The organism is Mycoplasma sp. 480 (assembly GCF_051353065.1).
In the GTDB taxonomy this organism is placed as follows: Bacteria; Bacillota_I; Bacilli_A; order Mycoplasmatales; family Metamycoplasmataceae; genus Mesomycoplasma_A.
The window spans coordinates 67,242-89,597 of the sequence record NZ_CP195722.1 but is presented as its reverse complement, the minus strand read 5'-3'; the positions used below and the strand labels follow the sequence as shown (position 1 = coordinate 89,597).

Annotated in this window: 17 protein-coding genes; 4 read left to right on the top strand and 13 right to left on the bottom strand. The window is 24.1% G+C overall.

The features are described 5' to 3' along the window. Positions 1–9: 9 nt before the first annotated feature. The 7 genes from recA to fba all read right to left on the bottom strand — a co-directional run bounded on the left by recA (position 10) and on the right by fba (position 5,413). Complete coding sequence (gene recA / locus ACR34G_RS00355) at positions 10–993, bottom strand: recombinase RecA (protein ID WP_436358805.1); 984 nt, start codon at positions 991–993, stop codon at positions 10–12. Positions 994–1,080: 87 nt separating this feature from the next. Further along, positions 1,081–1,482 carry a CinA family protein gene (locus tag ACR34G_RS00350; RefSeq protein ID WP_436358804.1) on the bottom strand — a complete coding sequence of 134 codons (402 nt, stop codon included), beginning with the start codon at positions 1,480–1,482 and terminating at the stop codon, positions 1,081–1,083. Then, positions 1,482–2,312, bottom strand: a complete 831-nt coding sequence (locus ACR34G_RS00345) for an ABC transporter permease (protein WP_436358803.1) — start codon at positions 2,310–2,312, stop codon at positions 1,482–1,484. Before ACR34G_RS00345 ends, ACR34G_RS00350 begins: the two co-directional genes overlap by 1 nt. 2 nt (positions 2,313–2,314) lie before the next feature. Then, on the bottom strand, positions 2,315–3,103 hold the full coding sequence (locus ACR34G_RS00340) for an ABC transporter ATP-binding protein (RefSeq protein ID WP_436358802.1): 789 nt from the start codon (positions 3,101–3,103) through the stop codon (positions 2,315–2,317). 2 nt (positions 3,104–3,105) lie between these two features. Next, a complete protein-coding gene (locus ACR34G_RS00335) occupies positions 3,106–3,933 on the bottom strand; it encodes an Hsp33 family molecular chaperone HslO (protein ID WP_436358801.1) in 828 nt (275 codons plus the stop codon). Between the two features lie 51 nt (positions 3,934–3,984). Next, positions 3,985–4,533 carry a thermonuclease family protein gene (locus tag ACR34G_RS00330; RefSeq protein ID WP_436358800.1) on the bottom strand — a complete coding sequence of 183 codons (549 nt, stop codon included), beginning with the start codon at positions 4,531–4,533 and terminating at the stop codon, positions 3,985–3,987. Between the two features lie 13 nt (positions 4,534–4,546). Further along, positions 4,547–5,413: a class II fructose-1,6-bisphosphate aldolase gene (gene fba / locus ACR34G_RS00325; protein WP_436358799.1), complete on the bottom strand. Its 867-nt coding sequence runs from the start codon at positions 5,411–5,413 to the stop codon at positions 4,547–4,549. Between the two features lie 116 nt (positions 5,414–5,529). Between fba and ACR34G_RS00320 the strand changes: the two genes are divergently transcribed. From ACR34G_RS00320 to ACR34G_RS00305, 4 genes are all read left to right on the top strand, one after another. Continuing rightward, positions 5,530–6,339, top strand: coding sequence for an alpha/beta fold hydrolase (locus ACR34G_RS00320; protein ID WP_436358798.1), 810 nt, complete (start codon positions 5,530–5,532; stop codon positions 6,337–6,339). Continuing rightward, positions 6,332–7,312 (top strand): aspartate--ammonia ligase, encoded by a 981-nt coding sequence (locus ACR34G_RS00315; RefSeq protein ID WP_436358797.1) that lies wholly within the window; start codon positions 6,332–6,334, stop codon positions 7,310–7,312. The genes ACR34G_RS00320 and ACR34G_RS00315 overlap by 8 nt, the downstream gene beginning before the upstream one ends. A 92-nt stretch (positions 7,313–7,404) precedes the next feature. Next, positions 7,405–8,661, top strand: a complete 1,257-nt coding sequence (gene obgE, locus ACR34G_RS00310) for a GTPase ObgE (RefSeq protein ID WP_436358796.1) — start codon at positions 7,405–7,407, stop codon at positions 8,659–8,661. Further along, complete coding sequence (locus tag ACR34G_RS00305; protein ID WP_436358795.1) at positions 8,661–9,767, top strand: hypothetical protein; 1,107 nt, start codon at positions 8,661–8,663, stop codon at positions 9,765–9,767. Before obgE ends, ACR34G_RS00305 begins: the two co-directional genes overlap by 1 nt. Positions 9,768–9,810: 43 nt before the next feature. On the opposite strand, the gene ACR34G_RS00300 is transcribed toward ACR34G_RS00305, so the two are convergent. The 6 genes from ACR34G_RS00300 to ACR34G_RS00275 all read right to left on the bottom strand — a co-directional run bounded on the left by ACR34G_RS00300 (position 9,811) and on the right by ACR34G_RS00275 (position 22,278). After that, positions 9,811–10,800: a glycosyltransferase family 2 protein gene (locus ACR34G_RS00300; protein ID WP_436358794.1), complete on the bottom strand. Its 990-nt coding sequence runs from the start codon at positions 10,798–10,800 to the stop codon at positions 9,811–9,813. Next, on the bottom strand, positions 10,784–11,800 hold the full coding sequence (locus ACR34G_RS00295; RefSeq protein ID WP_436358793.1) for a glycosyltransferase family 2 protein: 1,017 nt from the start codon (positions 11,798–11,800) through the stop codon (positions 10,784–10,786). Before ACR34G_RS00295 ends, ACR34G_RS00300 begins: the two co-directional genes overlap by 17 nt. 109 nt (positions 11,801–11,909) lie before the next feature. Then, the gene (gene galE / locus ACR34G_RS00290) at positions 11,910–12,896 is read right to left on the bottom strand and encodes a UDP-glucose 4-epimerase GalE (protein ID WP_436358792.1); all 987 of its coding nucleotides are present in this window, start codon (positions 12,894–12,896) and stop codon (positions 11,910–11,912) included. A 1-nt stretch (position 12,897) separates the two neighbouring features. Beyond that, entirely contained in the window at positions 12,898–13,791 is an 894-nt protein-coding gene (locus tag ACR34G_RS00285; protein WP_436358791.1) for a UTP--glucose-1-phosphate uridylyltransferase, read from the bottom strand. 67 nt (positions 13,792–13,858) lie between these two features. Beyond that, positions 13,859–21,496, bottom strand: a complete 7,638-nt coding sequence (locus ACR34G_RS00280) for a hypothetical protein (RefSeq protein ID WP_436358790.1) — start codon at positions 21,494–21,496, stop codon at positions 13,859–13,861. A gap of 95 nt (positions 21,497–21,591) precedes the next feature. After that, the gene (locus ACR34G_RS00275; RefSeq protein WP_436358789.1) at positions 21,592–22,278 is read right to left on the bottom strand and encodes a winged helix-turn-helix domain-containing protein; all 687 of its coding nucleotides are present in this window, start codon (positions 22,276–22,278) and stop codon (positions 21,592–21,594) included. Positions 22,279–22,356 lie beyond the last annotated feature (78 nt).

Genomic DNA, 22,356 nt, shown 5'->3' with positions numbered 1-22,356 from the left:
ATAGCATTTTTAATTTTCTTCTAATTTATCTAATACTTTTTGTTTAATTTCTTCAAAAAATGATTGGGAATTTTCTAAATATAATCTTAAATTTACTTTTCCTTGTGCTATGTTTTCTCCATTATATGAGTATCAAGCACCTTTTTTTATTAAAATTCCAAAATCTTCAGCTAATTGTGCAATTTCAGCATATTTTGAAATTCCTTGAGAAAAAATAATTTCCACATTTGCTGTTTTAAAAGGTATAGATAATTTGTTTTTTACTACTTTAATTTTTACAAGGTTTCCTGTTATATCACTTCCTGTTGTTAATTGTGTAGATTTTCTAACTTCCATTCTAATAGAAGAATAAAATTTAAGTGCTCTTCCACCAGGGGTTGTTTCAGGATTACCAAAAATTACACCAACTTTTTCTCTAATTTGATTAATAAAAATTACAGTTGTTTTATTTTTATTTAAAGAACCTGTTATTTTTCTTAAAGCTTTTGACATTAAACGTGCTTGAGCACCTATTGTTTGATCTCTCATTTCCCCATTTAATTCTGCTTCAGGAACTAAAGCAGCAACAGAGTCAACAACTATTAAATCAATTGCACCTGTTCTCACTAAGGTATCAACAATTTCGAGAGCTTGCTCTCCAGAATCAGGTTGTGATAAAATCAAATTATTTATATTTATTCCAAGATTTTTTGCATATGTTGGATCGATAGAATGTTCAGCATCTATAAATGCTGCTATTCCACCATTTTTTTGTATTTCTGCTATTGCATGTAAACTAATTGTTGTTTTTCCTGAAGATTCAGGACCGAAAATTTCGATAATTCTGCCTTTAGGAAAACCTTTAATACCTAAAGCGTGATCAATAGCTATAGAACCTGAAGAAAAAGTTTCTATATCTACTGGAGGTTTTTCCCCTAATAACATAATTGATTCTTTACCGAATTTTTTTTCTATTTCATTTAATGCTTCTTTTAAAATTTTATTATTTTCCATATTTTTCACCTCTATTAAAATTTCTTAAAATTTACTTTTCTATTGATAAAAAAACAAAAATAGGAAAAAACGTTGAATTTTCCTATTTTAAGATTTTAATTTTAGAAATTTTTCATAAGCAAAATCTACTGCTTGATTAATTATTTGTTCTCTATTTCCGCTTAATAATAAAGGAAAAACTTCATCATTTATAGCTATATAAACTTCGCCTACCGCTTTATTTTCCATAACTGTTGGTCCTGCATTTCCTGTAAATGAAATACAAAAATCTACATTAAAAAATTCTTTGCCTTTTAAAGACATATTAAGTGCAGTTTCTGAATTAACCACACCTTTTGATGTGTTAACACCTAATTTTTCCTTTATTTCATTTTGGTAGGTCACCAATGAACCTTTGAAATATTTAGAAGCACCTGGTTCTAAAACCAATCTACTTGCAAATGCCCCACCTGTAAAAGATTCTACTGAAGCGAATGTTTTTACTTTCATTATTCACCTCATTTAAATTTTTTAACAGAAATTAAAATGAAAATAGCTGCAATTGTTATTCCAATTATTGGAAATCCAAAACTTTGTCATCCCATGTTTTCATATAAATTACTATATCCACCATTTTTGAAAACCTCAAATAAAGGATCTGTGGAATATTTTGTAGGAACTAAATATGAAAAATATTTAATAGCTGGCGCATATTCTAAATTAGGTTGTCCATTACCAAAACCACCAGATAAAAAGGAAATAGGGAAGAAAATTAAATTAGCTACTGATGATGCTCCAATTGTGCTATTTATAGTAGAAATTATTAAAAATCCCATAGAAATTGAAATTAAGAAAACAAGGGCAATTAAAGGCAAAATGCTCAATAATCCTATGTTAAAACCAATTCCAAAATCTAAATATTTATTAAAACCAAGTAATAAGGATCCTAATAAAGGAACTCAGATGATTACAAATAAAGTTCATACAAATTGGTAAAACAAACTAGCTATCATAAAATGTGTTTTACTTATATTGGCAGAACCAATTCTTTTTATAAGTGTTGATTTTTTGAAATCAACTATTATTGTTGAAAAACCTATTAATCCATTAGAAATAATTGTTGAGATTAAAACTCCAACAATTATTGATTTAGCTAGTGAATATATTTGAGTTTCAATGGTTTCTTGAGGTAAACCTGTTTTTTCTAAACTAGATAGTGTGGTTGAATAAGTTACATTTCCTAAAAGTAAGAAAACTAAAAATGGTCAAAAAACAGTAAAAAATGGACCAAAAAATCCTTTTCAGTAATAAGCATTAATTAATTTAAAAATCGCTTTCATATTTATCCTCTTTTTCTTAATTTTTCCTTTATTTTAGTTAAAAAACTTTTGTTTTTTGTTTTTTCGTTTTCCTTTTGTTTTTCATCTTCTTCTGAATATACTGTATCAAAAAACTCATCAACAAATGTATCTATATTTCCCTTTGTTCTTAGTAAATTATCAATTGTTTCATTTACAAAAATCTTTCCTTTATTTAATATCACAATTTTATTACACATTTTCAATGCTTCAGAAGTATTGTGAGTAATTAAAATTAGTGAACAATTAACATTCGCCCCTAAATAATCCATAACATATTGTCTAATTTCTCTTCTTATTTTAATATCTAATCCTGTTGATAATTCGTCCAAAATTAAAAAATTTGGTTTATGTACAAGTGATAATAAAATATTTACTCTTTGTTGTTGTCCGCCAGATAATGTATAGATTTGTTTATTTTCTAATTCCTTTAGTCTAAATTTCTTTTTTAAATCTTCAACATACTCTTGACTAACTTGTTCTCTACCATAACTGTCAAGATAAAAATCAATCAACATTTTTACAGTTATTCCATGCGGATATTTAGATTCTTGAAATTGAATCCCTAATTTTAGATTTTCATCTCATCAAACTTCACCAGATGTAGGTTTTTTAATTCTTGCTATGATTTCAACAGTGGTCGATTTTCCTGAACCATTACCACCTAACAAAGCTATTCTTTCACCTTGATAAATATCAAAGTTAAAGTTTTCTAAAACTTTTTTATGTCCATAAAACTTATTTATGTTTTTTAATGAAATAATTTTTTTCATAATTATTTAAAATCCTCTCTGTAAAAATAGAAATTTTCTTTACAAAAATGACATTCTACTTCTATTTTCCCATCTTCATTCAGAATTTTGTCAATTTCTGTTTTTTCTATTAATTTTAATGAAGATAATACTTCTTCTTTATTAAATTTACATTCTCAAAAATACTGTTTTTCCTGTAAAAACGTTGCTTCCATTGAGTCTATGTATTCTTCTAAAGACATATTATCTAAATTATTATTTTTTAAAAAGTTTTCAATTCATACGATATCTTCTTCTGTGTGACTTGGTAATAATTGAAAAATCACTGAATAAACTCTTTCAAGTGTTTGTTTGTTTTTAAATTTAACACTTGAAATTATCGCTGTATATATTTGTTCAGAAACTTTAAAATAATAGGCTAAATCTGTAACAATATCTGACTTCATTAGTTTAACTTCTCCACCAAAATGTTGAGATCCATTATTTCTTGTAATTCTTAAAAAGCCATCATTACCTAAACCAAGAACAAGTGGTATATTTTCAAAATCTGAATCATCTTTTTCTGTAACAATATCATTATTATCTAATAAAGCCCTTAATGAACCATCTGTTCTTGATTCAACAATCAAATTTTTTATTGTTCCATTTTCACTTTTAATAAATGTAGTTACTTTTCCACTTTTTATTGATAAAATCGAAGAAAGTGGACCAAAAACAGAAATTGCTTTTGCTAAAACTAAAGCTGGAAATGGATTACATTTTTGCACTTCAATATTTTTTTGTGCTGATTTTGTTAAATCAGAAACTATTATCCTTATATTATTCTTTATAAAAATTTGAACTTTATCCATAATTTCAAAATTATACCACTATTATTTTTTTAAAATATAAAAACTATTACCTTAATATAAGGCTTTTTCAACTTCTTTTTGTGATGAATAAAATTTTCAAAAACCTAACTTGTTTTTTTGAGCATAATGAAAATCAGAAAGAAGTTGATCATAATAATCAATATCTTCAGTATAAAAAGGAGAAGTTTTATCAATTGAAATGTATCTGACTATTACTAGACCGTTTCTTAATAATTGACGTCCTATATCAATATTATTTATAAAAATTTTAGACACATTTCTTTTATATTTATCTTTTTTAATAATTTGAATTTGAATTTCTTTTTTATCAATCTGTTTTCTTAAAAAATTTCTCGCTAAAAGAGCATAATAATGTTTATTTCCTTTTGTTTCGACCCCATCTCTATCTTTTATTTCTGGAGCGTCTATTCCAAAAAATCTATACCTTTGATTCTTATTATCCGTAAATGTATCACCATCATAGACTGAATTCACAAAATAGGTTTTTATTTTTGTTTCAGTCTTTATAGAGCATGAAACTGTAAAAAAATTAAAAAATAAAAAGAAAATGAAAAGGATTTTTCCTAAATTTTTCCGCATAAAAAAATAGAGTCTATTTAACTCTATTTTCTGATCCAAATTCTTTAATTTTTTCAATTACTGTTTGTCTCATTGCTGCTGTTCCTGGAGCATATAATTTTCTTGGATCAAAGTTTTTTCCTTTTTTAGCTTCTCCAGATTCAACATATGCTCAAATAGCTTTAGCATTTGCTTGTTGTAATTCAGTGTTTACATTAATTTTTGCAATTCCTAAAGAAATTGCTTTTTTAATTTGATCGCTTGGTATTCCTGAACCACCATGTAGAACAAGACCAATTTTTGCTTTAGCAGAAATTTCTTGTAAAGCTTCAAAATTTAATGATTTTCATGAAGCGGGGTATGGACCGTGAATATTTCCAATTCCCGCTGCCAACATATCAATTCCTAAAGCTGCCATTTTTTTAGCTTCTTCTGGGTTTGCTAAATCTCCATTTCCTATGATTCCGTCTTCTTCACCACCAATAGTTCCTACTTCAGCTTCTACAGAAACTCCGTGTACTAAAGCAAGTTTGGTTAATTTTTTAGTATTGTTATAGTTTGTTTTAAAGTCAGAATGTGATCCATCATACATTACTGAAGTATATCCTTCTTTTATAGCTTTAACACAAGCATCATATGAACCATGATCAAGGTGTAGAGCTACTGGGATGGTTATTTTTAATTCACTAATTAACCCTGTAACCATTCCATAAATGGTTTTAAAACCACCCATATATTTAACAGCACCTTCTGAAGTTGCAAGAATTAAAGGTGATTTCATTTCTTGAGCTGCTAATAAAACTGTTTTTGCTCATTCTAAATTATTGATATTAATGTGTGGAATAGCATATTTTCTTTTATATGCATCTTTCATCATTAATTTTGCGTTTACTAAACTCATTTTTCTCCTTGTTTATTTTTATTATGCTTATTTAATTATATTTTATTTTTGAAGAAAATTATATAATTTAATAAAAAAGTATTTTTTAAAATTAAAAGAAAAAGGAAAATTAAAAAATGAAAAAAATAAAATATGATTATCCCTTTGTTTTCAAAGATAATAATCAACCCAAAAATCCCGTAATTTTTGTTCATGGTTTTAATTCAAATCACAGCAGACACAATGTTTTTATGGATAAATGAACTTTAAGTGATTATTATGCTATATCTTTTCCTGGAAATGATTTATTAGAAGCTAAAAATAACGATGAAATTAGCGTTTATTCTTTTGCAAATCTTTTAATTAAATTTATTAAAGAAAATAATTTAAAAGATGTGGTCTTAATCGGTCATTCTATGGGTGGGGGAATAATTTCTCTTGCTTATTTACAAGAACCATCTTTATTTTCAAAATTAATTTATGTAGCACCAATGAACAAATCTTCACTAGTTAAAAAAGAAGATTACTTTAATTCTTATTTTCCAAAAACTTTTGAAGAATATAAGACATTTTTGAAATCTTTGTATTATGATCCAACACCTTTATTTATGAATAAAGAGTTTATCGAAAAAGAAAAAAATAATTTTGATCCTTATCTATTCAACAATCCAACTATAGTGAAATTAGGGGAAAGTTTGCCAAATATAAATTTAATGAATAATATAGAAAAAGGTTTAAATTCAATTAAAATTCCTACTTTATTGTTACTTGGAGAAAAAGATGCTGTTATAGACAGGGAAAATTGTATAAAATATTTTTATAATAATGTTAAAAATATTCAAATAGAAGTTTTTGAAAAAGTTGGGCATATGATTTACTATGAAAACTTTGAAAAATATTTTAATATAATTAAAGATTTTTATTTAAAAGGAGAAAAAAATGAATAAAACAAAATTAAATATAAAAGAAACACAATTAGCAATTCAAAACTTAAAAAAAATATTTCAAGAAGAAATTAAAAAAGAATTAAATCTAACTAGAGCTACCGCTCCTCTTTTTGTTGAAAAACAAACAGGGTTAAATGATGGTTTAAACGGAGAATCACCAGTAAGTTTTACCACTAAAAATAGTGATGTTAAACTAGAAGTTGTTCACTCACTTGCTAAATGAAAAAGACAGGCTTTAAAAGACTATAATTATGACTTTTATGAAGGTATTTATACAGACATGAATGCAATCAGAAGAGAAGAAGACTTAGATGAATTACATTCATACTATGTAGATCAATGGGACTGAGAAAAAATTATAAAAGCTTCTGATAGAAATATTGATTTTTTAAAAAGCATTGTTAATAAAATTTACAAAGCAATTTTGAAAACCAAAGAAGAATTAAAAAAGCAATTTCCCGTATTAAAAGAAGAATTAGTTAAAAATGTTTTCTTTATTTCTTCGCAAGAATTAGAGGATTTATATCCTAACTATTCCGTTAATGAAAGAGAAAATTTAATTACCAAATCAAAAGGAACTGTCTTTATTTATCAAATAGGACACAAAATGAAATCAGGTTTGATTCAATCATTAAGAGCGTTTGATTATGATGATTGAAATTTAAATGGTGATTTAATAATTTATTCTCAAACTCTTGAAAAAGCAATTGAAATTTCTTCAATGGGTATTAGAGTAGATTCAGAGTCCATTTGTACTCAAGCAAATAAATCAAAAGCAGAAGTGGAAAAAATTTCACAATATCACTTTAATGTTGTAAACAATCTTTTACCTTTAACAATTGGGGGTGGAATAGGACAAAGTAGATTAAGTATGCTTTTACTTGAAAAACAACATATAGGTGAAGTACAATCCAGTTTTTGACCTAAAGAATATAAAGAAGAATTAGCAAAAAAAGGAATAAAACTTTTATAACAAGTTTGATTCTTTCTTTTTTATTTGTGTAAATGTGTTATTATTTAAAATACTAAATAATATTAGCATTTATTTATAGATATGGAGAATTAATGAAATTTATAGATGAAGTAAAATTGAAAGTACAAGCCGGAAAAGGCGGCAATGGAATGATTGCTTTCAGAAGAGAAGCACACGTTGATCGTGGTGGCCCTGATGGCGGTGACGGTGGTAATGGAGGTTCTATTTATTTTGTAGGAGATCCTGGAATGAACACCCTTCTTCCTTTGTATTTAAAGAAAATAATTAAAGGAAATGACGGGGAAAATGGTAGAAGAAAAAATCAATATGGAGCCGCTGGAAAAGATATTTATATCAAAGTACCAATAGGAACTCTTATTTATGATGGAAATAAATTGTTGCATGATATCATAACAGAAGAAAATTATTTAATAGCAAAAGGTGGTAAAGGTGGAAGAGGAAACACTAAATTTAAATCTTCCAAAAATACTGCTCCCAAAATTAGCGAAAATGGTGATTTTGGTGAAAAATTTAATCTAACTCTAAATTTAAAAGTTTTAGCTGATGTCGGTTTTTTAGGAAAACCTTCAGCTGGAAAATCTACAATTTTATCTAGAATTTCAAATGCAAAACCAAAAATTGCAGATTATCATTTTACAACTTTAGTTCCACAATTAGGACTTGTTCAAGTTTTTGAAAATTCCTTTGTTGCTGCTGATTTACCAGGTTTAATTCAAGGAGCGGCACAAGGTAAAGGACTTGGAATTCAATTTTTAAAACACATTGAAAGATGTAGAGTTATCGCTCATATAATTGATTTTGGTGACGAAACTAAGAATCCAATAAAAGACTATATTGAAATTAATGAAGAATTAAAAACTTATAATTTAAATTTAGAAAAAAGAAAACAAATAATAGTTGCTAATAAATCAGATCAAGAAGTTTTTAAAAAGCAACTATCTAAATTTAAAAGGAAATTTAAAAATTTAGAAATAGTGGAAATTAGTGCGATTGAAAATAAAAATATTGATACATTAAAAATCAAACTTTGAGAAGCATTAGAAAAAGAAAAAACCCCTATTTTTGAAAAAACTTTCTCTGAAGTTACAATTACTTTAGAAAAATATCACGAAGTTAAAAAAATACACGAAGGACTGTTTGAAGTGTTTGGTCCTGAAGTGGAAGAAATTTACAACAAAATTCCTATTGTATCACATGATAATTTAATGAGATTTAATCAAAAACTAAAAGAAATTGGTGTTTGAAATGAACTTATTGAACTCAACATACAAGCTGGTGATGTAGTTAGAATATATGAATATGAATTTGTTTGGGAGGATGAACAATAATGGAAGGATTTATTGGTTCAATTTTAAATACATTAAACTCAATGAAAGGTTCTTCACCACATATTTGAGTTCCAATTTTATTTGCTTTTTCTATACTTTTTTCTTTAGTTACCGGTTATTTTTTAAAACTTAAATTTACCATTTTTAAGTTTGTTTCCATAATTATAACTATAATTGGTACAGTCATTTTTTATAGCATTGCTAATAAATATGCTAAAGAACATTTTGATGATCCGGAAGGTTTTACTACTTTAGCTGCAACAGTAGTTGCATTAATAGTTTATTGAATTTTTAGATTTATTTTCTTTACAATTGCACTAGTAATAGCAATTTTCAGTAAAATTAAAAAGAAAAAAAGCAATAAAACTTTTACTAAAATAAGCAAATTAATTTATGGTGGTGTTTTTGCAGGAACTAATCTATTGTTAACAGTGCCAGGTGCTCTTCTGTTTTCTAATGTATTGCTTTTCCCTTCTGATAAAAAAACAAGTTATGCAAATTCTACAGAGATTGGTGTAAAAATACTGACAGGTGGTAAAGGTACAGGAATTCATAACTTATATGGAATTATTAAAAATGGAGCAGATCTTGCAACTAATATTAACAAATTACAAGATTTATTAACCAAAGATTATAAAAATTTAAGCGAAGAAGATAAAGAAACACTTAAAAAAATATTAACTGATGTTTCTAATTTAGTTAATGATCAAAGAATACAAAACATTGTATTTCCAATTATAAAAAATCAATTTGAATCATTTAATGTAGAACCTACTTTAAATCAAGTAGTTGATAAAACCATAAAAAGATTAACTGCAGATCGCCCAGATTACTTAGTAGCAACAGCAGAAGAAAAGAAAAAAATTGTTACTGAATACTTAAAAGAAAATATACAAAAATTATATAATGAAGCAAAATTAACAAACCCTGACATTGATGAACAAAATGCAAAAATTAAAGACTTACTTTCTAACATCAATGACAAAACAGAAAAAAAACTTGTTGATTTTGTAACTCCTTTAATAAAAAGTGAAGAATTAAAATCAAAAGTTGATATCCAAAATGCTTTAGAAACAATTATTTCTTTCTTCAAACATGAAAAATAAAAGTAAAAACAATCCAGTGCATCAAAGCATTGGATTTTAATTATTAAAAATCTCTTTTAATATGTCTAAATTTATCATAACTTCTTAATGAATTATTAAATTTAAATGTAAAATCTTTTCTATATTTAGAAAGTTTTATTTCTAAATCATACTTATCAATAAACTTATAAAACTCTTTTAAAGCATCTTGAAATTTTTTGTCTATATTTTGCTTATTTTTATTATAAAAAATATGTATAAAAATTGAACATAAAACTGTTTCTTCAAATGTTTTTTCAAATAACTCATATTTGTTTCTTATTTTTAATTGTAAATATAAGTAATCTAAATTTTTTGCTATTCCTATTATTTTATCAGTAGTATGACTTTTAAAATCTGAATTTGAATTTCAATCATATTTATATAATTTTTTATGAATATAATAAATATTATCAGTTAATAAAAATAAAACCAAAGCAAGAGAAAATTCTTCATAAGTATAACCTAAATAAAAAGGTAAATATAAACTTTTATATCATTCTTTATTAATTAATTTGTTTCAAATAAAAGTAAATTTCTCTATTTCAAAATTTATTTTTTTTCTGTATTTTTCCTTTATAAAAATTCTTTTTTTAAATATATTCATAAGTAAATTATTTTTATTACTAAATGAAAAATCAGAAAGGATTATATTGTATTTTTTCTCTGCTGAATACAATACTTTATTAAATTCTAAAATAGCATTAGGTTCAAGTTCATCTGTAAAATTTAAAAAAATAAAAAATTCAGTTTCACAATTATCAATTAAGTAATTTTTTATGTGAGAACTTTCTGAGTGTTGAACAAAATCAATAATTTTTATATCAATATTATTTTTATTTTCATCTTTAAATTTATGTAGAACTGTTTTAGTATTATCTGTAGAACCATTATTTAAAAACAATACATTAAATCTTGCATCTGTTTGCTTAGTTATTGATAACAACAAATTTTTACAAGTTTTCTCTCCATTAAAAATCGGTATCAAAATAGTTATTTTATTCTTTGTTTCCATTAAAATCTTTCTGTAAATTTTCTAAATTGTATTTTTTATATCTTAATTTTTCATAATTAGAAAAAGCAATATTAAAAAGAGAAAAAAATTTAGTTTTATATTTAATTATTCGTTCATCAATTTGATATTTTTCTAAAATATTATAAAAATCAATTAAAACTATCTGAAACTCGTTTTCTTTATTTAAATTATGGTGAGCTCAAAAAATATGAGTGAATACTTTTCTTATAAAATATTTTTCAATATTTTCTTTATATACATTAAAAATGTTTCTTTTTTTAAGTTCGCTATATAAAAAATCTAAATTTTTAGTTATACTAACTATTTTTTTAATATTATGTTTTTTAGATAAACCTTGTAAATTTAAATCATATTTATATGTTTTTTTATTAATGTGATAACTATTTATTGTCGATAATAACGAAATGAAAGAAATAGGAAAATCTTCATAATTATAACCAACTAAAAAGGAAATGTCTAAATTTAAAAATCAATCTCTATTTATAGCTTTGTTTCAAATAAAAGCAAGTTGATCTTGTGTATATTCAATGTTATTTTTATATTTAGGTTTTGTTAAAATTTTTGTTTTTGCTAAATTTAAAATGGGAATATTTTTAAAAATTAATGAAAAATGAGCAGTAATAATATCATATTTATGACTTGAATAGATGGGTTTATTAAATTCAAAAATGGCATTTTTTGTAATAAGATCATCTGGATCTAAAAATAAAAAATATTCTGTATCACAATTGTTTATTAAAATGTTTCTAGCATTTGCTAATCCGCCATTTTTTTCTAAATTTATTATTTTAATATTAAATAAATCATCATATTTATTTTTAAATTCATTTAAAACTTCTAAAGTGTTGTCTGTAGATGAATCGTTTAAAAAAACTAAATCAAATCTCTTATCTGTTTGTTTAATCAAGCATTTAAAAACTCTTTTATAATACTTATTTTTATTGAAACAAGGAATCAAAATAGATAATTTATTTTTCATTTGTTCTCCATTTATTTTTAATTAATTTTTATTAAATAATAGTATTACAATTTTAACACATACAAATGAAATAAAAATTAACTTTGTAAAAAGTTAATTTCTTATACTTTTATTTGAGATTTTTTAATTTTTTTCTTCATTGAATTTCGTGGTTAATTATATCTTCTAAACTATATTTTAATTTAAATCTTAATTTTTGCTGAATTTTATTTGAATCTGAAACTAGGAAATCAGGATCTCCTTCTCTTCTTGCTCCAAATTTAAAATTAATTTTTCTATTTAAAATCTTAGAAAACATATCTACTACTTCTTTATTAGAATAACCTTTATTACTTCCTACATTAAAAATTTCACTTTTATGTTTATCTAAATATTTATCTAATAATAAGTGTGCTTCTGCTAAATCTTTTACATGGATGTAATCTCTTATACATGTACCATCAGGTGTATTATAATCATTACCAAAAATTTCAAATTCTTCTTCTTTTAAAACTTTATTTGCAATAACAGGTATTAATAAAGAATAGTTATTGGTTTTAGAAAAAAGACCTGCTCTTATTTGAGGATCTGATCCAGCAACATTAAAATATCTTAAAATTCCATATTTAAATTTTTCATTGGTTTTAGCGTAGTCTTTAATAATTTGTTCACAAAAAACTTTAGAGTTACCATAGGGATTTATAGGTTTCTTTGCATTATTTTCTTTGAAAGGTAATCCTTTGCCCTTTCCATAAACAGCAGCAGTAGATGAAAATAACAATTTATTTATAGAAAATTTATCCATTAAAGTTAAAACATTAATAATACCATTTATATTATTTCTATAATAATCAAGTGGTTTAGTAACTGATTCTCCAACTTTTATAAAAGCAGAAAACATAACTACTGTATCAATTTGATGATTGACAAAAACTTTTTCCATTTCATCAATATTATTATGATCAATATTATAAAAAATCATATTTTGATCTAAAAATTCTTTATTTCCAGAACTTAAATTATCAATAATTATAACTTTATGGTTGTTATCTAAAAGGTAATAAGCAAACACTGACCCAATGTAACCTGCACCACCAATTAATAAAAAAGTTTTCATATTATTTTATCTCTTCTTTTTCTTTTATAAAGGATTTTATGCTATTTTTTAAACTATTTTCTCTTAATGCATAATCAATATTAGCTTTAACAAAACCTTCTACTGAACCTAAATCATATCTAATTCCATCAAGCTCACAAGCATAAATTTTTTGAGTTTCCATTAATTTTGGAAAAGCATCTACTAGCTGAATTTCACCACCAAAACCAGGTTCTAAGTTTTTTAATATTGGCATAATTTCTGGTGTAAAAACATATCTTCCAATAATTGCCTTGTTACTTGGTGCTTCTGAACGCTTAGGTTTCTCTATCGCATCCATTATTTCAAAAACTTTTCCGTGTCCTTGATTAATATGTTTAGGAACTACAATACCATATTTATGTACTTCATTTCATTCTACAGCAGATACTCCTAAAATAGAACATTTATATTTTTCATATTGTTCCATAAGTTGCTTAATTGCTGGTTTTTTACTGCTATAAATTAAATCATCACCTAAAATAACAGCAAATGGTTCATTCTTAATTTTTTTAGCAGCAACTCAAATAGCATGACCTAATCCTAGTTGTTCATCTTGGTGTATTTGTTTAATTTTAATATTAGGCTTTTTAATAAAATTAGTTCTTTGCAAATCATTTAATAAATCAGTTTTATTTTTTTCCACTAATTCTTCTTCTAAATCATAATTAACTCTAAAATAATCCATCATCCATTCTTTTCTAGGTGAAATAATAATTCAAATTTCTTCTATTCCGGATTCAATAGCTTCTTCTACTAAATAATCAATAGTTGGTCTATTTAAAACCGGTAATAACTCTTTATGAACCGTTTTAGTAAAAGGTAAAAATCTAGTTCCTCACCCAGCGGCTGGTATAATTAATTTTCTTATTTTCATATAAAAATTATATATATAATTTGCATTTTTTGATTAAAATTAAAAAAATAACCGACATAATTGTCAGTTATTTAATTCTATTCATTTTAATAACTTGCTGCACAAGTGCATCTCCTGGAAAATCCATAATTGTAATTCCAGAGATAAATCTATGATCTCTTTCATAGGTTTTTAGAAGATTTAAAACTTTTGGATTAGCCTGTTCAGCTAATCTAAAAATTGTGGTAGGTAAATTAGTGTGTGATGTAAAGTTTAAAAATAACACTCCTTGACCTTTGTACTTGGTACTAATGTCATATTGCCCTTTGATAGAATCATATTTATCATTTGGAGTAGCTTCAAAGTTATCTTGTGTGTAGAAAATATAAGGTTTTGCCGCTTGTCCACCTGAGTTATATTTTGGACCTCAAGAAGTATCGGTTGTAATTTCAGGATCTAGATCATTGAATATCATCATTTTTCCTCTTAAATCAGCAACTGTTGGTCATAAAGTTCCTTTGTATGATTCTCTTTGATATAAATAATCATAATGTTTTAAAAGAGCATTTTCGAATTTTTGTCTATATTGTTGTCTAAACTGTGCACTTTGACCTGGTTTATAATCTTCACTTTTTATTCTTAATAATAAGAATTCACTTGGGTGTCTTTGTAAGAAATAAGCAAAATCTCTTAGAGCATTACTTAAGTTTGTTGTAGCATAAGTTACACCATGTCTTAAATTCATATTTTCATCAATTCTTAAGTCAAAAAATCTAATTCCTTGTTTTAGTTGTGTATCATAGTCATTAGCTTGTGTTTTTGCATAATCCTTACCAAAAAAGTAATAGAAACCTGTTCCTGAAAACATCGCACTATCATGAGTTCCTGGAATACTTAAATCTGAAATTCTAGCAGAGTCATCTAAGGATTTCATTCAATCTAAATTGTTTAAACTTGTTCCACTATAGTATCTAGTGTGCTCACTTTGATTATGTGGTTGATCATAGTTATAGTTTGGTTTTGGTTTTGGAGCAGGAGTTGGTTCAGGATTTGGTGTTGATGGTTGATTGTTTGAAGGTTCTTCAGTTGTTGGTTCTGGATCATCTGGTTCAGGCGGTGTTCCGTCCGAAATTAAAGGTTTTGCCCGTTTAAATGGTTTAAAATCATCTACATTTGGAAACTTAATTGATACATTGTCAAATAAAACATCAGTTATTCTAAAAATTCCATTGTTAACTAAAGAATTAGTTGAAAGAGATATTTTATTATCAAAATCAAGAGCTATATCTTTGGATTTAGCATAAACCGTTCTTCTAGCCTCATTAACATCTTGAATTTTGATTTTGAGTTCTTTTTTGCCTGTAAATAAATCTTGATTTTTAAATCTTAAAACAAAATCAGCACTTACTCCATAATCAGATTCAAGGTTTTTAACTTGAATTGATGCAATTTCTAATTTTCTAGCTTCTGTTCTAAAGTTTTTAACTACTTCTGGTTTGATTTCCAAACTTCTACCATCATAAGTAATACTTTGCAATACATATTCAGTATTATCGAGTAAATTATCAAGACTTAAACTTATATTATTATTAAGTAAAACGATATTTGTAAATCTTTTAGAATAATTATTATTAAAATTTAAAACCAATTCTTTTGTTTTATCAAATTGAGAAGCGTTTTCAAAAGAAATTATCATATTAGCACTTGAAGTTGTAATATGTTCTGTAGAAATGTTTGAAACTTTAATTCTTTGTGGGTTGTCTTTAGTTGTGAAAGAAATAGTTCTAAAAGATGAATCTTTTTCCATTGACTGATTGTTGTATTTAACATTATTTACTGTATAGTGTGTATTAAAATCTAAATTATTTAACATTAAATCAATTGTTGTACTATCAATTATTCTGAAATTATCAATATTTTTTTCACGATTATTTAATACAACAGTTAATCTATCGCTAGTTGAAATATCTTTTGTAAATCTTAATTTTAAAGTTAATTTAGCAGAAGCAATTTGAACATCACTGCTTTGCATTGTTTTTAATAAAATATCCTTTTTAGTGCTAAATTCCCGTGTATTAGTATTTATTTGAAGATCAATATTCTTGTGATTAATTCTGCTTATTCTATAAGTAGAATTACTATCTAAATTATTTAAATTTAGTGTTATATTGCTATTATTAGAACTTAAAGTTACTTCTTTATTAATTTCAGTATTAGTATTATTTTTAATTAAATAAATAACTAAATTTTGATTTTGTTCTAGTCAATCAGTGTTAGATAAATTTATATTTAAATTTGCTGAATTATAAGTTATATTACTAAAGTTTAATCCGCTAACTACTGTAACACTTTTTGCTGTGGTAAAACTTGTATAAACTCCAGAATGATTTAAAATTCTATTACCTAATTTTATATTTTTAAGTGTATAAGTGGTGTTTTGATTTAATCCAGAAATGATTTGTGATAAAGAGTTGTTGGTGATTAAATTGTGTGAAAAAGTTTTCACTAATCCATTAGAAAACTCTAAAGTTATATTTTCATTTGAATTTAAATATTTAGGATTATTAAATACAACATTTATACTTGCGGAATGCTCATTAACATTAGCAACTGAATAATTATTAATTGATACAAAATCATCTGTTCTAAAATTAATTGAGTTTTCAATTAAATTTTTATTTTCATATTTAATTTGAGTTATAGAGTAATTTTGTGATTCAACTAAATTACTTAAATTTATTGTTACTATATTGTTGTTTATAGAATAATGAGAAATTATTTTGGTTTCCCCACCTTGAAATTCGATTATAAAGGAATTATGGGTATTAATGTCTTTAATAGCTCTAAAATTTAAATGTAAACTTGCTGAATTTAAAGTAATATTATCTATTGAAGTGCTTATTATTTTAACATCTTTATTAGTTGTAAAATAGTAAGAAGAATTTTCTGGTAAAAGATTAATTTCTTGGTGTTTTACACTTTTAACTTTATATGTTGTATTACTAATTAAATTATCAAAAGCAAAGTGAATTTGATTATTTTCAACACTAAATGTATTAAAAGTTTTGCTTATGATTTCATTGTTTGAAGTATTTAGTAACTCTATTACAAAAGGTTGATTAACATCTATTCATTCTTTATTTGAAAAAGTAAAATTTAATTTTAAACTATTATAACCAGTTAATAAATTATTGATACCTAATAAAGAAGAAATTCTTTGTTTTGTTTTAAAATTGATTGTTTCATAATTATTTAATAAACGAATATTTCCATAATTAATAGATGTTATTTGATAATCTGTAAATGCAAACAAATTATCTAATTGAAAAGAAACTTCATTATTATTTAAAACATAATGAGTAAAATTTTTGCTTGTGCCATTAGATAATACTACAGTTATAGGTTCTAAATTATTTAAATCCTTATTATTCTCAAATGTTAAATTTAAAGTTGCAGCATTTGTTGTAATATGATCAACTGACTTACTTAGTAAATGAATGTGTTTTGTAGTTGCAAAAACATAGTGTGAATTACTATTTAAAATATTTTGTTGCTTATGTTCAACTTTTGTTATTTGATAATTTGAATTGCTTTCTAAATTTTGAAAACTAAATTTAGCTAAATTATTTTCAATATTAAAATGGGCAAATTCTTGTCTTACCACTTTATTATTAGATAAATTTTTTAATTCAAATGTTATTGTAGAACTTAAATTCATTCATTCTTTGTTTGAAAACTCAAATGCTAAGTTTAAAGAGTTATAACTTTTGTTTTCTTCTGTAACATTAACTACAGAAGAAGCGGTTTGTTCTGTTCTAAAAGAATTTACACTTAAGTTATTTAAAATGTTTTTTCTATTGTATTTTATGGCAAAAACAGAATAATTTGTATAAGGAACTAAATTATTTAAATGAAGCGAAATAAGATTTCCTTGTTTTTCATAGTTTGTGAATTCCAAAGTTGTACCATTTGAAAATTCAACAGCAATAGGAACTGTATTATCTATGTCTTTTAATGAGTTAAAAGTTAAATTTAAAACTGCAGAATTTGTTGTTACAAAGTGAATAATTGCATTTTCTAAATTAATATTTTTGATTGTTTGAAGCATAAAAGAATTTGTTGTAGTTAAAAGTTCTGTATTTTTATGCATTATGCTTTTTATTTTATAAATTGTATTACTTTCCAAATTATTAAATGTAAATTTAGAAGCTTTGTTTGCTAAATTAAAAGGATTAAAAGTTTTAGAAATTTCTTCTTTTGTGTCATTTCTCTCTAAAACTATGGTTATTGGTTTATTTGTTTCTATTCACTCAGGATTTCTAAAATTCAAAGTAAAGTCTATCGAATTATAAGTACTTGAATTTTGAGTTACATAAGAAAGAGAACTCGGAATTAATAATGTTCTAAAGTCCATTTGCTCATTACTAATTAAATTTTGGTTATTATGTCTTATTGATAATATTTTATAAGCAGTGTTTGCTGATAAACTCTCCAAACTTAATGAAATACTATCATTTTCCTTTTGATAATCATTAAAAGTGTATGAATCTCCATTATTTAATTCTACAATTATAGGTTGTCTAGAATCTACATCATTTATATTTTCAAAAGTTAATACTAAAAGAGCAGAATTATGAGTAATGTTAGTTATTGTCTTATTACTTAAATTTAAATTAGCAAGAGTTTTGAATGAAAAATCTCTTTCTTTTTCTACATTATTATTATTTAGTGTTATTTGTTCTAAAGTATATAAAGAGTTTGAATGTAAATTATTTAAGTGTAAATTTAAACTATTATTTAAAATTTTAGAAGATAAAATTGAAATTGATTCTAAGTTTGAGAATTTTATATTGAATATAGAATTGGAATTGTAAATTAAATTTTCGAAATTTAAAGTTAAATCCACTGAATCGGATGTTATAGAATTTACAGTAAAATCCTGTATTTTTGGATTTTTTAGAGTTTTAAATTGAGTATTTAGATTACTAATATTAATCTCTTCATTATCAATCATTATTGAATTAATAGAATAATTTCTATTAGGTTGCAAATTATCAAAACTAATTTCTAATTGGTTAGAATCATTCAATATAAAAGAAGTTTGAAAATATCTCTCATTATTATCAAGTGTTATATTTAAATGTTTATTAACGTTTTTATCTATTACATTTGTAAAAGTTAAAATTACAGTTGCAGATTTTTGACTTATGTCTTTATATGAAATATTTTCAATTTGCAAACTGTTTTTTGTTTGAATTGTTGGAAAACTATGATCTAAAACCACCGTTTCTTCATCATATTTAAAATTAACAACGTTATAAGTTGTATTTTTGTTTAAATTATCAATTGTGAAATAAATATCATTTCCATTTACTTCATAGTTTTTTGCTTCTTTTTCTTCTTGCTGTCCTGAGTTGGATAAAATTAATTTTATTCTATTTCCTTTATCAAAAAGACTAATGTTATTTAAAGAAACTTTTATTTTAGCACTATTTTCTGTTGTATTAATAACTTCAAAATTCTCCATTCTTAAAGCTGAAGTATGAAAATTTCTATTTGTACTTTCAATAAATATCTCTTTGTTATTTTTGTAAATTTTATTTATGTAATAGCTAGTGTTACTTTTTAAGTTGTTTAATATAATAGAACTATTTGAAGCTCTTCATTCTTGTGAAAATTGTTGAAATTGTCCTTGTTCATCTCTTGTTTCTATTACTAATAAATCTCCGTCTATAAAGGCATTTCCTTTGTTAAATGATAATTGAAGTTGTGCAAAGTGTGTATTTAAAGATAAAATTTGTATGTTAGTATTTTTTACTTCTTCCTCTTTTGTTTTAAAAGAAAAAACGTTAGTTGGATTATAAACTACATCATTTATTTTTAAATTTTCTATTTGATAAGTTGAATTTTCATTTAAATTACTTAAATAAATTTGTATTACATTATCTTCTTTTGTAAATTCAACATTTTTATAATCTTCTTCATTAACTAATTTAATTTTTATATTTTCAATATCATTATTATCTAAATTATCCGATAAGTTGCTTAATTGAATAACAACTGAATTTGTTGTTGAACTAACTTCAGACAAAGTAATATTTTTTTCATGTTCAATAACGATATCAGATGTTCTAAAAGAAAAATTAGAAACTTTACTTTTTAAAACATTCCCTTCAACTTCAACTTTTTTAACTTTATAAATAGTAGAAGGTAATAAATTATAAAAATTAAAATGTTCTGATAAAGAATTTTCATTATTATTGATGGTAAAATTAAATTCTTTTTCTTTTATTTCTTCCCCTTCTTTAAATTCTAAAGTTATTGTGATAATTTTTGAAGTAGAAAAATATTCTTTATTACTGAAAATAAAATCTAAGGTTGCTGTATTTGTATCCTTTTCAACTAAAGAAATATTATTTATAATAGGTGCTGAAAGTTGTGTTTTAAAATTAAAAATAGGAAATTGAATATTTTTATCATTGATTTTTATATATTCTATGAAATAGTTTTGATTATCCATTAAATCATTTAAAAGTAACTCTATATTTTTGTTTGTGTTGGAAAAAGTAAAAACAAAAGGTTCTATTTTTTTATCTAATTTTATATCAACTTTTTGTAGTTTTATATTTTCATTTAAATCTAAAACTAATCTTGCACTATTGGTTTCAATATCTTTAACTTTTATATTGGAAACAAAATAATGTTTTTCTAAAGTTTTAAAATTAAAATCACTATTATTTAGATTTCAAAAATCTTGATTATTTTTTATAGTATCTATTGTATAACTTGTGTCGCTTTGTAAATAATCTATAACAAAAGTGATTTTATTTTCAAACACGGAAAAATTATTGATTCTTTTTTCTTCGTTTCCATTTTTACTTCTTAAATTAATAAATATCTCTTGATCATTGGAAATTAAATTTGAATTATCAATAGATATTTCTAATTTGACTGAATTTTCTTTATTTTCTAGAACTTTAAAGTCTCTTAAAATTACTTTTTGTTTTTCTAAAGTTGTGAATTTAATATTTTTTTTCAATATGTTATGTTGATTATACATTATTTTAGTTATTGTATAATCAGTAGAAGCAATTAAACTTTCAAGTTTCAAATCAACTTTATGGTTATTTATATGAACATTAGAAAAATTTTGAGCTTTTCCATTTAAAAATTCAATGGATAAAGAATTAAAATGATTTATGTTTTCTTCAAAATCAAAATTTAAAGTTGCTTCTGTTTCTTTAATATTTATAATCTCTGTATTTTGGGCAAAAAATTGTTTATTTGTTTTAAAAGTTTTTTTAGCTAAACTATTTATTTGTAAAGGTTTGTTGTCTACTTCTATTCCATAAATAGTATAATTAGTATTTTCTTTTAGTTTATTTATTTCTAAAACAATGTTTTTATCATTAAATTTTCACTTTTCAGCAACTGCTTTTGTACCATTACTTAATTCTAAAGTAATTTTGGAACTTGGTGAAATTTCAAATTTATTTTCAGGTTGTAAAGAAACACTTACTGAATTTTCAGTAATGTTTGCAAATTCTATTTTATTTACCTTGTTAATTGATGCTTTTTGATCTCCAATAATAGGGTTTTTTTCTATTTGTTCCTTTTGTTTTTTAAAAAAAGCAAAAGGAAGAGTTGCAGCTGTAGCAATAAAACCAGGCACTAAAATTAATAATAATATTAATAATGATTTTTTCTTTTTATTTTTTATTTTCATCTCCGCCTCTTCTTACACTCATTTCTTTATTAAATGATACTACAAAAATCGTTTTAAAACAAAAGAAAAAAACATATTTTTTATATGTTTTTCCTTTATTTAAGATTTTTTTCAGTATGGAAGAATGTGAAGTATTCTGGATGAACTACATAACGCGATGCTACTGAAATACCGGCTTCATCATATCCCCATGCATAGATAACAACAAGATATTCAAAACCTCATTTATCAACTTTTTCATATTTTAATTTATAAGCCATTTTAGTAATTGCTAAAGGTGTTTTTACTAAGTGTTCTAGTATTGAAAATTGTTGATCCATTTTTTCTGGAAGTTCATATCTTCTTGATACATAATGTTCTGCAACCATTATTTCTTCTTTGTTTTTGTTAAAATATTGTTTTCTAAAAGCATTGAATCCAAGTAAGAAAATTATATTTTGACGATAGAATCATTGTGGTTCATCGCCTTCAATTCTTTCTATTTTTTGTGTTGTGGAATATTCGTATTTAATTAAAGATGAATAAGCTTTAGCAAGACCACTAAAATTTTCAGCTACATATCTTCCTAATTTGCTTCTTGTATAAATAGCACCTATTCCTTCTAGTTGTTGATAAGCATTAATTGCTGTTATTCTAGATACACCAAATTTTTCCATTAAAAAGTGCTCTGAAGGCATCAATTCATTTGGTTCTAAAACTCTATTTTTAATTAAATATAATAAATATTCTATTAATTCGCTTTTTTTAGTTTTAGATTTTTCTTTTTCAAATTTTTCTTTCATATTAATTTAATTATAATACAAATTATGTTATATGTAAATAAATTACTTATATATATGTTGAATATATCTAATGTTAGT